General features: G+C 71.0%; 12 protein-coding genes and 1 pseudogene. 10 read left to right on the forward strand and 3 right to left on the reverse strand.

Going from position 1 to position 16,345, the window contains the following annotated elements; genetic code table 11:
- Positions 1-43: 43 nt before the first annotated feature.
- From MFF64_RS20905 to MFF64_RS20950, 10 genes are all read left to right on the forward strand, one after another.
- Entirely contained in the window at positions 44-541 is a 498-nt protein-coding gene (locus MFF64_RS20905; RefSeq protein WP_238192311.1) for a hypothetical protein, read from the forward strand.
- 79 nt (positions 542-620) lie between these two features.
- Positions 621-2,027 carry a hypothetical protein gene (locus MFF64_RS20910; RefSeq protein ID WP_238192312.1) on the forward strand — a complete coding sequence of 469 codons (1,407 nt, stop codon included), beginning with the start codon at positions 621-623 and terminating at the stop codon, positions 2,025-2,027.
- Entirely contained in the window at positions 2,024-2,545 is a 522-nt protein-coding gene (locus tag MFF64_RS20915; RefSeq protein ID WP_099901042.1) for a hypothetical protein, read from the forward strand. Before MFF64_RS20910 ends, MFF64_RS20915 begins: the two co-directional genes overlap by 4 nt.
- Positions 2,546-2,552: 7 nt before the next feature.
- On the forward strand, positions 2,553-3,719 hold the full coding sequence (locus MFF64_RS20920) for a hypothetical protein (RefSeq protein ID WP_238192313.1): 1,167 nt from the start codon (positions 2,553-2,555) through the stop codon (positions 3,717-3,719).
- Between the two features lie 83 nt (positions 3,720-3,802).
- A complete protein-coding gene (locus MFF64_RS20925) occupies positions 3,803-4,819 on the forward strand; it encodes a trypsin-like serine peptidase (protein ID WP_238192314.1) in 1,017 nt (338 codons plus the stop codon).
- A 109-nt stretch (positions 4,820-4,928) separates the two neighbouring features.
- A complete protein-coding gene (locus MFF64_RS20930; protein WP_238192315.1) occupies positions 4,929-5,777 on the forward strand; it encodes an OmpA family protein in 849 nt (282 codons plus the stop codon).
- A 29-nt stretch (positions 5,778-5,806) separates the two neighbouring features.
- Entirely contained in the window at positions 5,807-6,754 is a 948-nt protein-coding gene (locus MFF64_RS20935; RefSeq protein WP_238192316.1) for a hypothetical protein, read from the forward strand.
- Between the two features lie 32 nt (positions 6,755-6,786).
- Entirely contained in the window at positions 6,787-7,761 is a 975-nt protein-coding gene (locus MFF64_RS20940) for a hypothetical protein (RefSeq protein ID WP_238192317.1), read from the forward strand.
- A 337-nt stretch (positions 7,762-8,098) separates the two neighbouring features.
- Entirely contained in the window at positions 8,099-8,362 is a 264-nt protein-coding gene (locus tag MFF64_RS20945; RefSeq protein WP_099900764.1) for a hypothetical protein, read from the forward strand.
- A 70-nt stretch (positions 8,363-8,432) separates the two neighbouring features.
- Entirely contained in the window at positions 8,433-9,923 is a 1,491-nt protein-coding gene (locus tag MFF64_RS20950; protein WP_238192318.1) for a hypothetical protein, read from the forward strand.
- A gap of 516 nt (positions 9,924-10,439) precedes the next feature.
- On the opposite strand, the gene MFF64_RS20955 is transcribed toward MFF64_RS20950, so the two are convergent.
- The 3 genes and pseudogenes from MFF64_RS20955 to MFF64_RS20965 form a co-directional block, all read right to left on the reverse strand.
- Positions 10,440-11,252, reverse strand: a complete 813-nt coding sequence (locus tag MFF64_RS20955) for a universal stress protein (RefSeq protein ID WP_238192319.1) — start codon at positions 11,250-11,252, stop codon at positions 10,440-10,442.
- A gap of 1,160 nt (positions 11,253-12,412) precedes the next feature.
- On the reverse strand, positions 12,413-14,638 hold the full coding sequence (locus tag MFF64_RS20960) for a hypothetical protein (protein ID WP_238192320.1): 2,226 nt from the start codon (positions 14,636-14,638) through the stop codon (positions 12,413-12,415).
- A 25-nt stretch (positions 14,639-14,663) separates the two neighbouring features.
- A pseudogene (locus tag MFF64_RS20965) lies at positions 14,664-16,316 on the reverse strand (bifunctional aspartate transaminase/aspartate 4-decarboxylase).
- Between the last annotated feature and the right edge of the window lie 29 nt (positions 16,317-16,345).

Genomic DNA, 16,345 nt, shown 5'->3' on the forward strand with positions numbered 1-16,345 from the left:
ACCGGATGGGCACCACCGCCCTCACTTCCAAGGAGAATGCCTGATGCGAAGCCTTCTCGCCGCCCTCCTGTGCCTCTCGGCCGCGCCGGCCTGCGCCGGGGGCTTCGCGCTGCGCGACCTCACCGCAGTGGCCGACGAGGCCGGGGCGGCCCTCGGCCGGGGCTACGCGGCGCGGGCCGCCCCGGAGCGGCTCACCCTGATGTGTACGACCTGCGACGGCGCGCCGATGGTCGACCTGCTGCTCGGCCGCCAGGCCGACGGGACCGAGGAGCGGGTGCGCGCCGGCCGGACCTCGATGGCGCAGCTCGAATCGCTGTGCCGGGCGCGCAGCCCGGATTGCCGGCTGTCCGCCCTGTCGGTGGCCCCGGCGGTCGGCTGGGTCACCAGCTACAGCATCGGGTCGAGCGCGGGCGCGACGGCGGTCGTCCTGCGCGACAGCGACCTCCTGACGATTCGGGCGCTCGCGGGCAGCCGCGAGGTGGCGGCGCGCCAAGTCGAGATCCTGGCGCGCAAGGTCGCCCCACGCATCGTCGGCCGGTGACGGGAGTCCCGGGGGTGACGGGCGTCCAGGCCGGGGGTATCGATGGGCGACGGACCGGCGCGGAGCTGAGGGCGGACGCATGACCGGCGGATACGACGAATGCTGCGCCGCCGACCTCGCCGCCGTGGCCGAGGGCCGCGACCTCTCCCGCGAGAGCCGGGCCTGGCTCGCCCGGGTCGTTGCCGGCGCGGTGCGGCCGAACCGCGACAAGCCGCTCTGGGACCTCGCCCACGCCCTCGCCGCCCTGGCGCGGCTCACCGGCGCCCGGGACGGGCGCGACCTCGTCACCCTCGCCCTCGATCCGTGGCTCGCCCGGGCCGACCGGCTCGAGGCCCGGTTCGCCGGCACGGGCGACGCGGTCGATGCCCACGGGCCGAGCCTGCCGGACGGGGAGACGGGCTGGCGCACGACCTGGGCCGGCCTCGCGCGGCTCCTGGCGCTGGCCGAGTTCGTGCTGACGGCGGAGGAGCTGGCGCAGTTCGCTGCCGTGACTGGATGGCTCGACGACCTCGCAGCGGCGCCGGATGCCGAGGGCGCCGCCGCCTTGAGCCGTCGCCTGGCGCGCCATCTCGCCGCCTATCGCCACGCGCATCTGCCGCTCGCCCCGCTGGAGCGGCGCTTCCGGGCGATCCTCCGCTTCCTCGACGGGCGCCGCGCCTTCACCGACGACGACATCCTCGGGTTCTGGCGCGGCCAGATGCGTGAGGGCGAGCGGCCGGGCTTCCGCACGATCGCCGAACATTTCGTGACCTTCGAGGCGGCTTCCGCCCTGCTCGGCGGCCTCGCGGAACTCGCCGCGCCCGCCTCGCTCGACGCGGTCGAGGGCTGGGACGAGCGGCTCGACGCCTCGCTGGCGGACCTCGCGGCGGCCGAGCCGGCCGAGACCCTGGCGGCCCTGCTCGCCGCCCTGCCCGATGGGCCGAAGATCCTGACGGGGGCGGAGCGCGACGACCTCGCCGAGTTCCTGCGCCTCGAGCCGTTCCACCGCACCCGCCCGCTCACGACCCTGCGGGCCGCGAGCTTCGGGCGGGTTCAGTCCGGCCTCGCCAACCGCCTGCGCCGCGGCGGCGGCGGGGCGGGAATCACCGAGCGTACGGCCTGCGCCGAGGCCGAGACCTACCCGGCGCTGGCCGAGCGGATCGCGGCGCTGACCGCGCATCTCGACCGGATGCTGCGGATCGCAGCCGCGCTCCGGGTCCCGGCGGAGGCCGAGGGCCTTCCCCCAGAGGCACGCACTGCCCTCGCGGCGGCGCTCGTCGACATCCGCCGGGTCCGGCGCGCCGGCTTCGACGACCCCGACCGGCTCGCGGCGGGGTTCGCCGCCGCGGATGCCGCCCTGCTGCGGCTCGCCGAGGAGGCCGGCCGGCTCGCCCGCGCCGTCGCCGGCCTCGCCCGGCAGCGGCCGCTCGACGCGGCCTTCGCGACGGACCGGGACGTCTTCGCCAACGCCTTCGCCGAGGCCTACGCCGCGGAGGCGACCGCGTGAGCGACGAGGCGCGCCTGCTCGCCGAGATCCACGCCGCCCGTACCCTGATGCGGGCGAGCGAACCCGGCCGCACCGACAGCCGCCTCGGCACGGCAGCGCTCTGGGCCTACGCCACCCGTGCGGTGGACGGACCGGTCGACCTCGCGGTGGTGCGGGCGATCCGCGCCGATCCGGCGACCGCCCGGCGGTACCGCACCATGCTCGCAGGCCAGGCGATCGCCCATGCACCGCTCGCCGCTGCGGCCTCGGACGGCGCGGTCGCATCGCGCCGGGTCGGCCCCTTCACTCTCGAGATCCTGCCCGCGGACGAGGAGGCGCCACCGCTCCTGGTGCTGCGCGGCAGCGCGACGCGGCCGCCGCGAGCCATCGAGGCGATGCTCGGCGACGAGACGGCACGGCTGGCCCTGCCGTCGGCGATCGACGGCGCGATCCTCATCGCCCTCGATCCGGCGGTGCCGGAGGCAGCCCGGCTCGGCGCGATGCTGCGGGACCGAGCCTGCGCGGTGTTCCTGCTGTGACGGCGGCATGAAGCAGGCCTCGATCGATCCGGTCTCCGTCCTGGTCGTCGTCCCGACCACCGGCGGTCCGGTGGTGCTGCGTAGCCTCAAGAGCCGCCCCGGCCTGCCGGCCTCCGCCGCCTTCGCGGCCGGCGACTACCGGCCCCTGCCCTGGTCGGGCGACTATGCGCGGCTCGCCGCTGCCGGCGGGCCGCTGTCGCGCCTCGCGGGCGGGGATGCCGGGACCTATGAGTTGCGGCTCACCGGGTCGTTCGATGCCGGGCGCTCGTGGGAGGTACCGGTCTGCCTCGCCCACGGCCTTCTGGCGCGAGGTTACAGCCTCACCGCCGATCCGGAGGCGGCCGACCTCGTCCTGTGGGCAACGGGTGCGGTCGACCTCGACCTCGCGGTTCTGCCCGGCGACTACGCGCTCCTCGACAAGCTCGCGCGCTCCCGCGACCTGCTCGCAGCGGCGGCGCGCGCCGACCTCGCGGTCCTCTTGCCCGACGGGCCCGAGGCGGCGGAGGCCGCGCGGGCGTTTCGCGCCCTCGGGCGGGCGCGCCCGCCGGTGATCCTGCCGGCCGCAGGAGTGCCGGCCGCCCTCGCGGCGCTGACGCGGCCAGAGCCTCCGGCGGCCTCCGGGCGGCGCGCCGCCCTCCTCGCCGCGCCTGCCGCACTCCTGGTTGCCACAGGCCTCGCCGCCGGGTTCGCCCTGCTACGCGCACTCCCGGAGGCGGATCGGCCGATCGTTGCAGTGACGGCGCCCCTCCCGGGCGAGCCCGGGCCCCCGGTCGCCCCCGCGGTGGCGAGCGCGGTCGTGGTGGAGGAGCTGGCCGCTCCGGCGGGCTCGTCGTGCCGGCGCGTCGCCTTCGGAGCCGACCCGCCGGTGCGGCGCCCGGTCCCGGCGGAAGCGCCGGGCCGGCTGCGGGCGAGCCGCCTCGCGCCGGACCTGTGCGGTCTCGCCTTCCACTCCGGAGCATCCGGCGCGCGGGTGACGGTGGGCCCGGAACTCGCCGCCGCCGCGCTGCCGCCGACCCGGCTGCCCGACGGGGCGCAGGCCTATTTCCTGCGCGAGGGCGCCCGGCGAAACCTCGTCTACACGGTCCAGGTGATGACGGGCTCTGCCGATTCGGACCCGGGCGCCGCGAACCCGTCGGGCACCGCCGATCGGCTCGTCCACGGCCTCGTGCCGTAAAGACTGTTCCCGGCCCAGGATCGACTTGTTTTGACTTGCTGGCCGGCAGACGGCATAAAGCCGGCGCCGAGAGGAGAACAGCGATGGCCACAAGCCACCGGACACGCCGCTCGACGAAGAGGAAAATTTGGATATTTTTCGGTCTGATCCTCGCGCTCGGCGCGGCTGAGCCGGCGCGGGCACAGAGCGTCGGCTTCGATCCTGCCGATTACGGTCGCGCGCAGCTGCCGCTGCGGCAGACCACCGGCGACGCGGCCGCCTATGTCGACCGCAACAAGGGCGCGTTCGAGCCGATCGCCGAGCTCGATCCGCGCGACGGGCTCGCCGCCCTCGCCCGCCCGATCGGCCGGGTCGACATCGTGCTCAAGAACGCCCGCACCGGCCAGACGGTCGGCGCCTCCTGCACCGGCGCGCTGCTGCCGGGCGATTACGTGCTGACCAACCACCACTGCCTGCCGCAATCGGGCGACCTGACCCCGGTCAAGGCCTCGATCCTGATGGATTACCTGACCCTCGACGGGCAGGGCTCGCGGCGGTTCGAGATCGACCCGAAGCCGGTCGAGTTCGACGCGCGCCTCGACTACGCCCTCGCCCGCGCCGCCGGCAACCCGACCGCGACCTACGGGGCGGCCCGGCTCTCGGGCGAGGCGGTGCCCGGCAACCGCTCGATGCTCGTCATCCACCACCCCCTCGGGCGGCCGAAGGTAATGAGCCGCTTCCGCTGCTTCGCCCTCAAGGAGCAGGGCGAGGGGCCTGACCTGCGCCACCGCTGCGACACGCTCGGCGGCTCCTCGGGCTCGCTGATGTTCGACGCCTCGGTGGCGGGCGTCGCGCTGCACAAGGAGGGCGGCCTCGACCCGAAGGACCCGTCAAGCTTCAACGCCGCGACCCGCCTCTCGGCGATCCTCGGCCGCAGCCGCATCCTGTCCGAGATCGCGGCACACCAGGGCCGGCCGGCCGCGGCCACGGCGGCCGCAGATCCAGTGCCGCAGCCGGCCACTCCGGCGACGAGGCCCTCCGCCTCACCTGCAGCCGCCCCGCCCGCACCCGACGGTCCCCTCGATCCGGGTCGGATGAACGCGATCCTGCGCGGACGCTGATCTTTTCTCGAGACGATCTGCGCGCCGGCGCGGCGAGAACCGCTCTGGCTCGTCCAGGCACGGGGTGCGACGGGCAAGAAGCAAGGCCCCGGAGGAGGAGAGCGGAACCATGCGGATCGACGACACGCCCGCGCGGCCGACCATCACCGCGGACGCCGCCCTGCGGCGCACGGTCAGGCGCCGTCTCGGCCGCTCCTGCCTCGCGATGGCCTTGGGCCTCGTCGTCGCCCTCGGCGGCGCGGCGCGGGCGAACCCGCTGACCGAGGCGCCCGGCGCCCGGGAGAGGCTAAACGAGGCCGGGCCGGCGGAGGCGAAGACCCGCAATCCGTCGGCGACCGCCATCATCCGCTCCCTCGCCCCCTTCGCCGACGGGAATCCGGGACTTCCGCCCGGCGCGCCGGCGCGGGCGCTCAGCCCGGACGACGGCGGGCCGTCCGTCCGCGTCGATCCGATCCGGACGGTCGATCTCACGGTGTTCTTCGCCTACGACAGCGCCCGCCTGACGTCGGAGGCGCGGATCCAGCTCGAGCCGCTCGGCCAGGCGCTCGCCGCGCGCGACCTCGCCGGCCACGGCTTCCTCATCGCCGGCCACACCGACGCGGCGGGCGCGCCCGCCCACAACCGGCGTCTGTCCCTCGCCCGGGCCCGGGCGGTGCGGGCCCACCTCGTCGAGACCTACGGCATCCCGCCGGAGCGGCTGCGCGTGCATGGCTGGGGCTCGAGCCGCCCGAAGGACCCGGCCGCCCCGCTGTCGCGGGTCAACCGGCGGGTTGAGGTCAGCCTGATCGCGCCCGCCCGCCAAGGCGGGCTCCGTTTCCCCGGACCGGCCGCCGAGACGGTCTGTGCGGCTCCGGTCCCGGCCTTGACCGGTCCGACCTTGGCCGACCCGCGCCGGCGCGTGGCCCTCGACCTCGACGATTTCGACGCGGCGCCGACGCCGCTGCCCTGCTCCGAGTGACCGACCAATCTGACCAACAGGAGGACACGATGCTGCCCATCCGTGCCGCCGCGCGCCGCACCGCCCTCGCCGCGCTCTCCCTCGGCCTCCTCTTCGAAGGCCCAGCGCTCGCACAGCCCAAACCCACCGTCGTGGTGATGGGCGAGGATGCCGACGAGGATTCGGTGCCGCGCGGCAACCGCATCTTCCAGCGGGTGATCGCGGAACTCTCCGAGACGATGAACCTGCGCGGCTACAACGTCTACGACGAGACCGCGGTGGCGATGGGCTTCACTCAACCGAACCGGGTGCGCCGGCGCGACGCCGAGCTGATCGAGGTCGCCCGCTCGGTCTCGAGCCCGCCCCTCGACGTGGTCGCGGTGTTCCAGATCTACGCCTCGGCGTCGAAATCGGCCTATTCGGACATCGTGCGGCCGGAGGTGCGCATCCCGGGCCGGCTCCTCAACGTGCGCACCGGCCAGTCCCTCGGCTCGTTCGAGGTCGCGGGCGTGCAGCTGCCGCCGCTGCCGCAAGGGTGCGACCGCGAATGCCTGCTCGAGCGGGTCGGCACCGAAGCGAAGGTGATCGCCGGCGACGTCGCCGCGGCGCTCACCGCGAAGCTCGACGGGGTGGTGGCGCCCCGCCGCGGGGCCGATGCCGGCGCGGCCTCCGTCCCGGGTGCCGTCGCGGCGCCGGTCGCCGCCGGCCCCGCCGGAGAGGCCTGTGGCGGCCTGCCCACGGCCTACGTCGTGCGGCTCAACGGGTTCTCGGCCCAGGAGGTTCAGGCGGCCGAGGAGTACATGGCGGCGTTCCGCTGCTACGAGCACCACCGCCCGGTGCGGGCCGGGACGTCCGCCGCCGAGTACTGGTACGAGACCCGCTCCGACTCCGCCCGCCTCGGCCGCAACCTGCGCCTGATGCTCGAGCACATGAGCGCGCCCGGACAGGTCCAGTTCTCCGGCAACACCTTCGTGCTCAGCCGCGTCGCGACGCGCTGAACTCCTCGCCCTGAACTCCCGGAGATTCCGCAATGGCATCCTTCCTGTCCCGCGCCCCCGGCCGGCCCATTCTCGCTGTCGGCCGGCTCCTGGCCGTCCTCGGCCTCCTCGCCTCGCCCGCCCTCGCGGCCGAGGCGGTGTTCCCGGCCGCCGGCTCGGTCGGCCTGGTGCCGCCGCCCGGCATGACGCCTTCGAAGGGCTTCGCCGGGTTCGAGCACCGCTCGGGCGCCTCGATCCTCATCACGGAGATGCCGGCCGAAGCCTACGGCCAGCTCGTGGAGCGGTTCACCCCCGAGGCCCTGCGCGCGACCGGCTTCGAGGCTCGGGGTTCCGGCACCGTGCTCGGCGTTGCCGGCGGAGAGGGCCGGGTTCTGCGCGGCAGCCAGGCGGCCAACGGGCTCACCTACGCCAAGTGGGTCGCGGTGGTGCGCGGCGCCTCCGGTACCGGCCTCGTCACCGTGCAGGTGCCCGAGGCGGCGCGGGGCCAGATGCCGGACGAGGCGGTCGAGGCGGCGCTCTCGACGATCGCGTTCCGGGCGCCCGGCAGCCTCGCCGACCAGATCGCGGCCCTGCCCTACACCGTCGGCGACCTCGCGGGCTTCCGCCCCGTGCGCGCGCTGATGGGCAACGCCCTGATGCTCACAGACGGCCCCAAGGACATCGACCCCGACGGCGCGCAGCCGTTGGTCGTCGTCGCCCCCTCGATGGGGCGGGCTGCCGTGCCGGAGGGCCAGGAGGGCGCCTTCGCCCGCAAGGCGCTCGCCACCTTCCGCGAGATCAAGGACGTCACGGTCACCGACGAGGACCGCGCGACCCGCGACGGCGCGGTGGTGCTGCGCCTGCGCGCCACCGGCTCGGATGCGAGGAGCGGCCGCCCGGTCGCCGTCACGCAGGTGATCCGGTTCGACGGGTCGACCTACCTGCGCGTCCTCGGCCTGGCGCCGGCGGCCCGACCCGAGGCGCTCGCCCGCGCCGAGCGCATGGCCGCCTCGGTCGCGATGCGATGAGGGAAGCGTCGCGTGGCCTGTCGCGTCATCCTGCGTCCCGCCGCGCTCCTCGGCCTCGCCGCGGCGGCAAGCGTCGCGTGGGCCGGTCCGGCCGCCGACGTCCCGCGACTGGTGCGGGATTGAGGCGCCCTCGACACCGCCTGCCGGGCGGGTGCGACGATCCCGCCACGCTCGACGCCTGCACCCGGCGCGACGCCGTCGACCGGCGGCTCGACGCGGCGGGACGGTGCTATAACCGGGCCGGCGATGCCGGATACCAGCGGGTCTGGCGCCCCTGCGGGACCTCGCGATGAGAGCGATGCCGCCGGGCGTCACCGGGCGCGGAAGGAACCGACGCATGCTCCTCCTCGGCGTGCTGATCATCTGGACCCCGTTCCTGCTGCTCGTCCTCTCCCTGGTCGTCACCCGCCTGACGGGGTGCACGGTCGACGAGGCCCGCGCGCAGCCCTGCCGGATCGCCGGCCTCGACATCGGCGGCCTGCTCTACACCCTGATGATGATGGGCTGGCTGGTGATCCCGCTCCTGCCCTTCATGGCGCTGACGCTGATCGGCGCCGCCGTCGCCGGCGTGCTGGCGCTGTTCGGGATCCGCTGGCCGTGAGGCGGGCCCGGGTCCGGACGGCGCCCGCCGGCGGGCCGTCCCCCATCCTCATCCGAGCGCGGAGCGCACCATGACCCGCAAGATCGCTGTCGTCCCCGTCGCCGCCGCCCTGATCCCGCTGCTGGCCGCCGCGGCGCCGGCCCAGGATGTCGGCACGGGCATTCTCCAGGGGATGCAGCAGCAGCAGTTCCAGCCCCTCGGCGCGCGGATCGACGTCCGGTCGGTCGGCGAGGTCGCCTGGGCGCAGGGCGGGGATACCGCCCCCGCCCTGCCCTTCGCCTCGAACGCGGAGCTGCGGGCCGCCACGGTCGCCCGCCACGTCCGGGAGCTGCGTGCCACCAACCCGATCGCCGCGGCTGAGGTCGCCCGGGAGATGGCCCGGCACGATTACGACGCGATCTTCCGGAGTTTCCTAACCGAAACCGCCCTGCGGCCGGACGATGCCGGCGACGTGCTCACCGCCTTCATCGTCCTGCAATGGATGGTCGCCAACGACACCAAGGCCGAGCCGAGCGCTGCGGCGCTCCGGGCGGTGCGGCGCCAGATGGTGGCGCCGATGGCCGACAAGCCGCCGCTTTCGCAGGCGGTCACCCGCGCCGCCTTCGCCGAGCAGGTGAAGCTCCGCACGGTCCTGCACCATGCCGGCTGGCAGGCGGCACAGCGCCTCGGCATGGTGCCGAGCTTCGTCGCCACCCTGTCGAAGGACTTCATTCCCCCGGCGAAGCTGCGGGCGGTCGCTCTCACCGATGACGGATTGGTGGGCAGGGGCGACCGGAAGGCTCCGGCGGCCCGGGCCACGGCGGGTGGCGCGTTGGAGGCGCCCGTCGCCGCGGTCGCGCCAGCCGCCCCCGGCCACGCTCCGCCCGTGGCGGCCGAGCCGCCGGCGGAACCGCGCCATGCCGCGAACTGGGCCGCGGTCGAGGGCGTGTATTTCCGCTCGACGACGGGCGTCGGAGTCGGCGGCATGGTCGTGATCGAGTTCGAGCCGCTGATCCTGTTCCGCGACGGCAGCTACTACGAGATCGACGATGCCGCCCTCGAGGACGTCGACCTCGCCGCCGAGCGCGCCGCCAAGCCGCGCCGCTTCGGCCGCTGGACCCGCGCCGGCGACACCACCGTGCTGACCGGCACGGGCGGGAAGCCGCAGGACTACAAGCTCCAGGACGGCTCGTTCTTCAAGGCCTACCCGGCGGAGGCCGGCGAGCGGACGATTGACCGCTCCTACCGCCGCATGTCGGGCGGCGGCAACGCCGCCATGGGCGGCGACGTGATGATCGCCGTCTCGAACCGCTACGATTTTCGCTCCGACGGCACCTACGGCCGCGGCGGCTCGACCGGGGCGACGAATTCCGGCGCGACCAGCGGTGTGAGTTCCGCGATGAGTCGCCGGCGCCCGCCGGAGGGCGGGCGCTACGGCCTCGACCGGCACACGCTCACCCTGACCGGCCCCGATGGGCGCAGCCGCCGCCTGTTCTTCGCCTACGGCTCGGAGAAGGATCCGCCGCAGCCGGACCGCGAGATGGCCTTCATCGGCGGCAGCGTGTTCACGAACCCGGATTGAGGGCACAGGCCCCTCGGGATGCCGCCCGGACCTGCGCGCGATCGCGTCGAGCACCGCGCACGTCCCGCCCCGCCCCCCTGCCCGGCGATCCAGTAGCCGCCGCCGTACAGTCGGTTGAGACGCGCGTTCCACCGTCCACGGCGGCTCCACGGCGATCGTGCCTCGTGGGCCCGGCCGGATGTGACCCCTTCCGGACATTCGCGGCGCGTGCCAGGACTGTCCGGTAGCGAAGGTTGTGTGGACGTTGGGGGCTGGGCAGGGGCCGTAATACCGCCGCACCTTCGAACGGACGCGTTCGAAGGTGCTAGGCAAGCCCGAACGGGCGCCGGCGCTGATGCGCCGGTCGCCTTCACATCGACGCGTCGATGCGAAGGCGCGAGGGTATAAGAGGCAAGACATTCCGCATCACCTTCCACGATTCGGCGGCGGCCTATCCGCGCGACCGGTTCAACCGGCCAGTTCCAGGCACCCTGTCGAACCGTTTTGACGCTTCGGCGATGCCAGACGTGACACGCATCAGTGACTCATCAGGCAGCAGACGGGCGCGACCTCCAGGATCGTCCGTGTCACACCGCCGAACAGCCACTCCCGCAGTCGAGAGTGTCCGTATCCGCCCATCACGATCAGGTCTGCGGTCTGGCGCGCGGTGAATCGCAGGAGCTCGTCAGCCACGTCGTGGCCGGGTACGTCGAGCAAGTGTGTGGTGACGTGCGCACGGTGCTGGGCCAGATGCTCGGCAACCTCCTCGGCTCCCTGGAAGCGCGCCTCACCACCCGCGCTCAAGACGAAGACCTCTTTCGCGTGCGTGATGAACGGCAGCGCTGCCGTCACGGCCCGGCGGGCCTCCGGCGAGTCCTTCCAGGCGATCACGACTTGACGGGCCTTTAGTCGGTCAATGCCTGGGGGCACCACCAGGACCGGGCGGCCAGCCTCCATCAACACGCCGCCCGGGTCAACGGCCATGGCGCCGGCTCCATCCTGGAGCGGATCGCGGCCGAGCACGATCAGATCACTGCTGCGTGCTAATCTGATCAGGTAGGCCTCGGACCCCGCCTCGGCTTGCCTCCAGCTCGTACGCGGGGCTTCGCCAGCATTTTGGTCGAAGACATCCCTCGCTTTCCGCACATCCGCCGCAAGCTTGGCTCTCTCCTCCTCATAGGCGTCCTGTGCCGCCGCGAGATCTCCGGCGGCAGCGGACATGACGATCTTGCGGGCGGCAACGCCAGTGAGGGTGGCGTCGAACCGGCCGGCCAGATCGGCCGCGAGGCGGACCCTGCTTGCAGCTGAGCGTCCGAAGTCGACAGAGACTATAATATTAGCAATCGACATGGTCGCACCTCAGCCTGGAATTCTCGTAAGAATGCACCGCAGCTCTCAGTTTAGATTATTATTTGAGAAATATTGTACATTAAATTTAGCGCTAGACAGTTTGTCCGGGATCAGCATTCAGTGGATTTTTCGCGATATTAGATCTTATTTGAATCGCAACAAATGCCGCCGGCGGAGAGTTTCATTATTCAAAAACAGGAATTTACCAATTTACCATATAATATTTATGCATGCCTACAAATATTTCCGAATCGGTTTCCGAAAAATCTTGATTTAGAGATATCATAGACAGAATTTTTATTTGACAAACTGCGGCTGTCTGGAGGATGTAGGAGACTCCGTCGTGTTATTCAGACATGCTAGTCAGCGTCGCCGTCTCTGCTTGATTGGATAGGACAGGCGTGACTGCCGCTATGGTAATCACCCTATGGGCCGCGGGGTGAACGCCGGCGTAAGCGCACCATCTTGGTGGCGGTTCCGCTCTCGTCCACGAATATCAGCCGCTCAGATTCCAGGCCGGATCTCAGGAAATCTGAGTTTAAATCTGACAGCCACGATAACGATCGGATATTGCGCTCGCAGTTTCAAGCTTCTTACACTGTCGCAAACCGTCGAAGGCACGGGCAAGGAGGGACGATGATCATTAGGTCTATCGCTACATGCATCGGGCTGACGGTTCTGACGCTCGCATGTCCGGCAATGTCTCTGGACAGGGGGACCCCGGAGCAGCAACAAGCCTGCACGCCCGACGCGATGAGCTTCTGCGGCACGTTCATCCCGGATCCCGAGCGGGTCAGAGCGTGTCTACTGAGCAGGAGAGCGAGTCTGAGCTCAGAGTGTCGTGCAGCAATCGCATCCAAGGCTCATGCCCCTCGCAAGCGGCGTCATAAGCATCGGTGAGGCGCTGGGGCGGAGCTCGATCCCTTCACCAGGATCTGCGCGAGGCGGTACCACTTCCCCGGTGCTCACGGGAGCTCGGCTCTGGCGGGACAGCTTTCAATCCCGAGCAACGGGAGCGATGCGCTGATGGCCATGAGAAACGACTGGACCTCACGATCCCGAACAACGCTCATAGCGCGTACCATAGCGCTCTGCGTAGATACCGTATTTGCGTACTACGCACGTCTCAACGATGCTGTGGTGCTCTCGAACGAGGTGGTCTACTCGGGAGGATGAAATCTCGCGGATGCTGGTCCCTCATAGAGACGGTTCTCGGGATCGAACGCGCCGGCGAATGCGCGACCGTTCGGCACCTCGGAACAGTCGAGGCTATGATCGGACGTCTCTGTGACCGCGCAGGCCGCAACGGCAGCGAGGGCATCGGGTAGGAGCCGGAAATCTCCTCGTTCGGGAGCCGTGAAGCCTGGATGGCCCCGACGCCCGTGGTGCTCGATCCCGCGCTGCCGCATCAGCAGGAGGGGAAAGCCGTTGCTGCTGACATCGTGGTCGAACTCGCTCGCGAGGTCGGAACGGTCGTGCCCCCGTTCGTCGACCGGCAGCCACCGGAAGCAATCGAAGAACGGCAGCGTCCCGATTTCGCCGGGATAGCGCGCGAGGTCGTCGCCGCGCACCAGGCCGCGCCCGCAGGCGCTCGCGTCGAATGTCTCGGGCCGCGTGCGGCACAGGTCCGGGTCGGCGCCGGGCGCGCCGGGTTCGCAGAACATGAGGGCGTTGTTCCAGTGCCGGAGGTTCGCGGCTGCGCCGATTCCGGTCACGGGCGAGCGCAGGTACCAGCTGTTGTTGAACACGTAGATCGGACCGCGCTCCGCGTAGCGGTAGGAATCGGGCTCGGCGCCGAGCGGCGGCAACGCGAACTTGATGACGCGGCCCTGGAGGCTCGCCTCGCAGGACTGATCGCCAGGATCCATCCAGGTCATGGCACCGGATCGTCCGACGCTCTCGACCCCGACGGGCAGCCAGCGGGAGCGCGCGTAATCGTAGCGACGGTCGAGCTTGGGATCGAACGCCCCTGCGGCGGCCGGCTTCTCGACGGGCTGGCGGGAGCAGGGCGGCAGGGACGTGTCGCGTCCGGGGCGATCGATCGCCGGCACGTCGTCGAACCAGCCGCGGTTGCCGTAGACGTAGACCGGGCCGCCCCCCATGTCGTCGAAGGAGAACCATGCGTGGGAGTTGACGATCCGGTTGCGGGCGATGCGCACGTCGGTCGCCCAGGTCTCCAGCTCGACCGGATTGTCGCGCACATAGGCGAACAGGTTGTCGGTGATCCAGACATCCTGGTTGAACGGGCAGCTCGCCGCCGACAGGGCTGAGGCCTTGAGGTCCTCGCAGGAGGCGGCCTTCAGCCGGATGCCGTTATAGGCCGACAGGACGGTGTTGCGGCGGAAGACGATCGGTCCCCGCACGTCGGCGCCGCCGAGAAGCGCGCCGTTGAAGTGATCGTACGCGCCGTGATGGGTCGCCCCCCAGGGAATGCTGCGCCATATCAGGCCCGCGCAGCCGAGCGCAGTGATCCGGCCGTCGCGGCAGCGAAACGGCCCTTCGCGCGTGAGCGCCGCCTCGTCGTAGCCGCTCGAGTCCTGCACCCAGGTGACGTCCTCGACGACGAGCGTATCGGAGGGACGCTCCGGGCTGCCGCGTGCCGCGAGACCGTAGCTGCTTCCGATGATCAGCGAGCGTCGCAGCGTGACACGCCGGCTACCGGTCGCCCGCACGGCCGCGAGCCAGCATCCCTCGAAAGCCATGTCCTCGATCGTGATGCCGTCCGCGCGGTCGATGTCGAGGCAGGCCGCGTCGGCGAGCCGTCCCGCCCGCCCGATCGGCACGGCGAGCCGTGAGCGGCGGCTGCGATCCCGGTCCTCGGTCCGCTCCCCAGCCGGATCCGTGGTCGCCACGGTCAGCGCACCGAGGAGATCCGGCGACGGGGGAGCGATCGGCGGAGGTGCGGCGAGCGCCGTCCTGAGGTCGCCGCAGGGCTGCTCGATGTCGTCCTCCGGCATCGGGCAGCCGCGGATCTCGTCGATCGTCCGCCCGACCATGCGTGTACGCGGGCCGAGCCCCCGCACGAGGATCGGCGGCACGTCCCGCCTGTCCGGTCCGGTCAGCACGACACGCCGGCGATAGCGAGTCACCGCGTCCGTCGCCGGGCTGTCGGCGAGGAGTTGCACGACATCGCCCGGCTGCAATCCCCGCACGGCCTCGGTCGAGAATGCCAAGGTGCGCGGGGCGGCGACGCGCCCGTCCGCGCCGTAGCCCGGGCCACCCCCCTCGGGTGTGACGTAGATCGTGCGCGCCGCCGCAGGCTGCGCCGCCAGGAGGAGGAGCCCCGCCGAGAGACGCAGCCCGGCCAGGAGCCTGCGCGGGAGGGATCCCGCGCATCGGACCGGGCGGAGTTCCGCCGGGGCGACGGAATCGTCGATGGTGCCCATCCGCGACGCCTCGCTGGAGCCGGTGTCACTCGGCCGGGACCGGCTCGACCTGCTTTGCCGCCTCCGCGCCGGCGGCCCGCGCCGCCGCCTCGTAGGCATCCCGATAGCCGCGGGCGACGGCACGAACGCCCCGGCCGATATCGGCGTAAACCTCGTCGGGGAGGTTGGCGAGGGAGACCCTCAGGGACCAGTTGGGCGCCTCGAACCCCCCGCCATTGAGCAGCACGATCCCGTGCACCTCGGCGAGCCGGAACGCGAGATCGAGCGGGTGAACGTTGCGCTTCAGGTAATCGACCGCCTCTTCGCCGATGTTCTTGCGCGCCCAGAACTCGAAGTCGATCAGACCGTAATAGGCATCGAAGTTCGGATTCGGCGTGATCTGCAGCCCGAGCCCCTCGATCATCGACCAGACGCGTCGGTTGACGATCTCCATGCAGGCATCCTGGTAGGCCTTCCTGTCGTCCATCAGCTCGGCGAGCGAGAACAGGCTCATCATCACCTGCTGCGGCAGGGAGAGGCCGGCGGTGTGGTTGAGCGCGATGTCGCGGCTGTCCGCCACGATGCGGTCGATGAACTTGAGCTTGCGCGGCTCCAGCGTCAGTGGTCCATAGCGTTTGTCGAGGGCCGCCGTCACGTCGGCCGGCAGCCTCGCGATCATCCGGTCGAAGATATTGTCCTCGTGGATCGCGATCGTTCCGAGGCGCCAGCCCGTGCAGCCAAAATATTTTGAGAATGAATAAACGCCGATCGTATTGTTCGGCAGCTCGGCCATCAGCGACCGGAAATCATGCACGAACGTCCCGTAGACATCGTCGGTCAGGATCATCAGATCCGGTCGCTTGCTCTTCACCAGCTCAGTGATCTTGGCGATCGTCTCCGGGCTCATGCCCATCCCGGTCGGATTGCCGGGATTGACGACGAAGAACGCCTTGACCTTGGGATCGAGCAGCTTGTCGATCTCCTCGTCGGTATACTGAAACTTGTTCTCCTACGGCGCCTTGATGTGCACGACGTCGAGCGCGCAATCCTCGAGATGCGTCATCTCGAGATAGGGAGTGAAGATCGGCGTGCCGAGCGCGATGGTATCGCCCGGCAGCAGCAGCCGGTTGGCCTTGAGCGACTTGAACAGGTAGCACATCGCCGCCGTACCGCCCTCGACCGCGTAGAGGTCGAACCGGCCTGCCGGCTTGCGCGTCCCGCACATCGCCCACATCAGGTATTCGTGCACGATGCGTTCGTTGTGGACGAGCATGCGGTCGGGCACGGGGTAGTTGTCGCCGACGATCGAGTCGACGAGCTCATGCACGAAGGCGTCGCGATCGAATCCGAAGGTCGTCACGGCGTAAGGCACCATGGCCTTGAGGAAGGCGGCGCCGGGCTGGTCTGCCTGCCGCTCGAGCCACCCGTCGAGCCGGCCGGCGATCCCGGCCGCCTGCGGCATGCCGCCGAGCCCCGCGGGATGGCTCATCACGCGCTTGCTCTCGCTCATCGCGAACTGGCCGAGCAGGAAGTACCCTTCACGCGGCGTCGTCGCGACCCAGTTCGGATTGCCGCGCCCGGCATTGAGGAACGCCGACTGCGTGCGCCGGGACGTCTCCTTGGCGAGCTTGATCAACTCGTCCTTGATCTCGAATGGGCTGAGCGACTCGAAATTCTTCAGGTTCAGCACCTCAGTCATGATCGTTCTCCCGAATAGCTGAATCCGTT

Source organism: Methylobacterium frigidaeris (genome assembly GCF_022179185.1).
Classification (GTDB): domain Bacteria; phylum Pseudomonadota; class Alphaproteobacteria; order Rhizobiales; family Beijerinckiaceae; genus Methylobacterium; species Methylobacterium frigidaeris.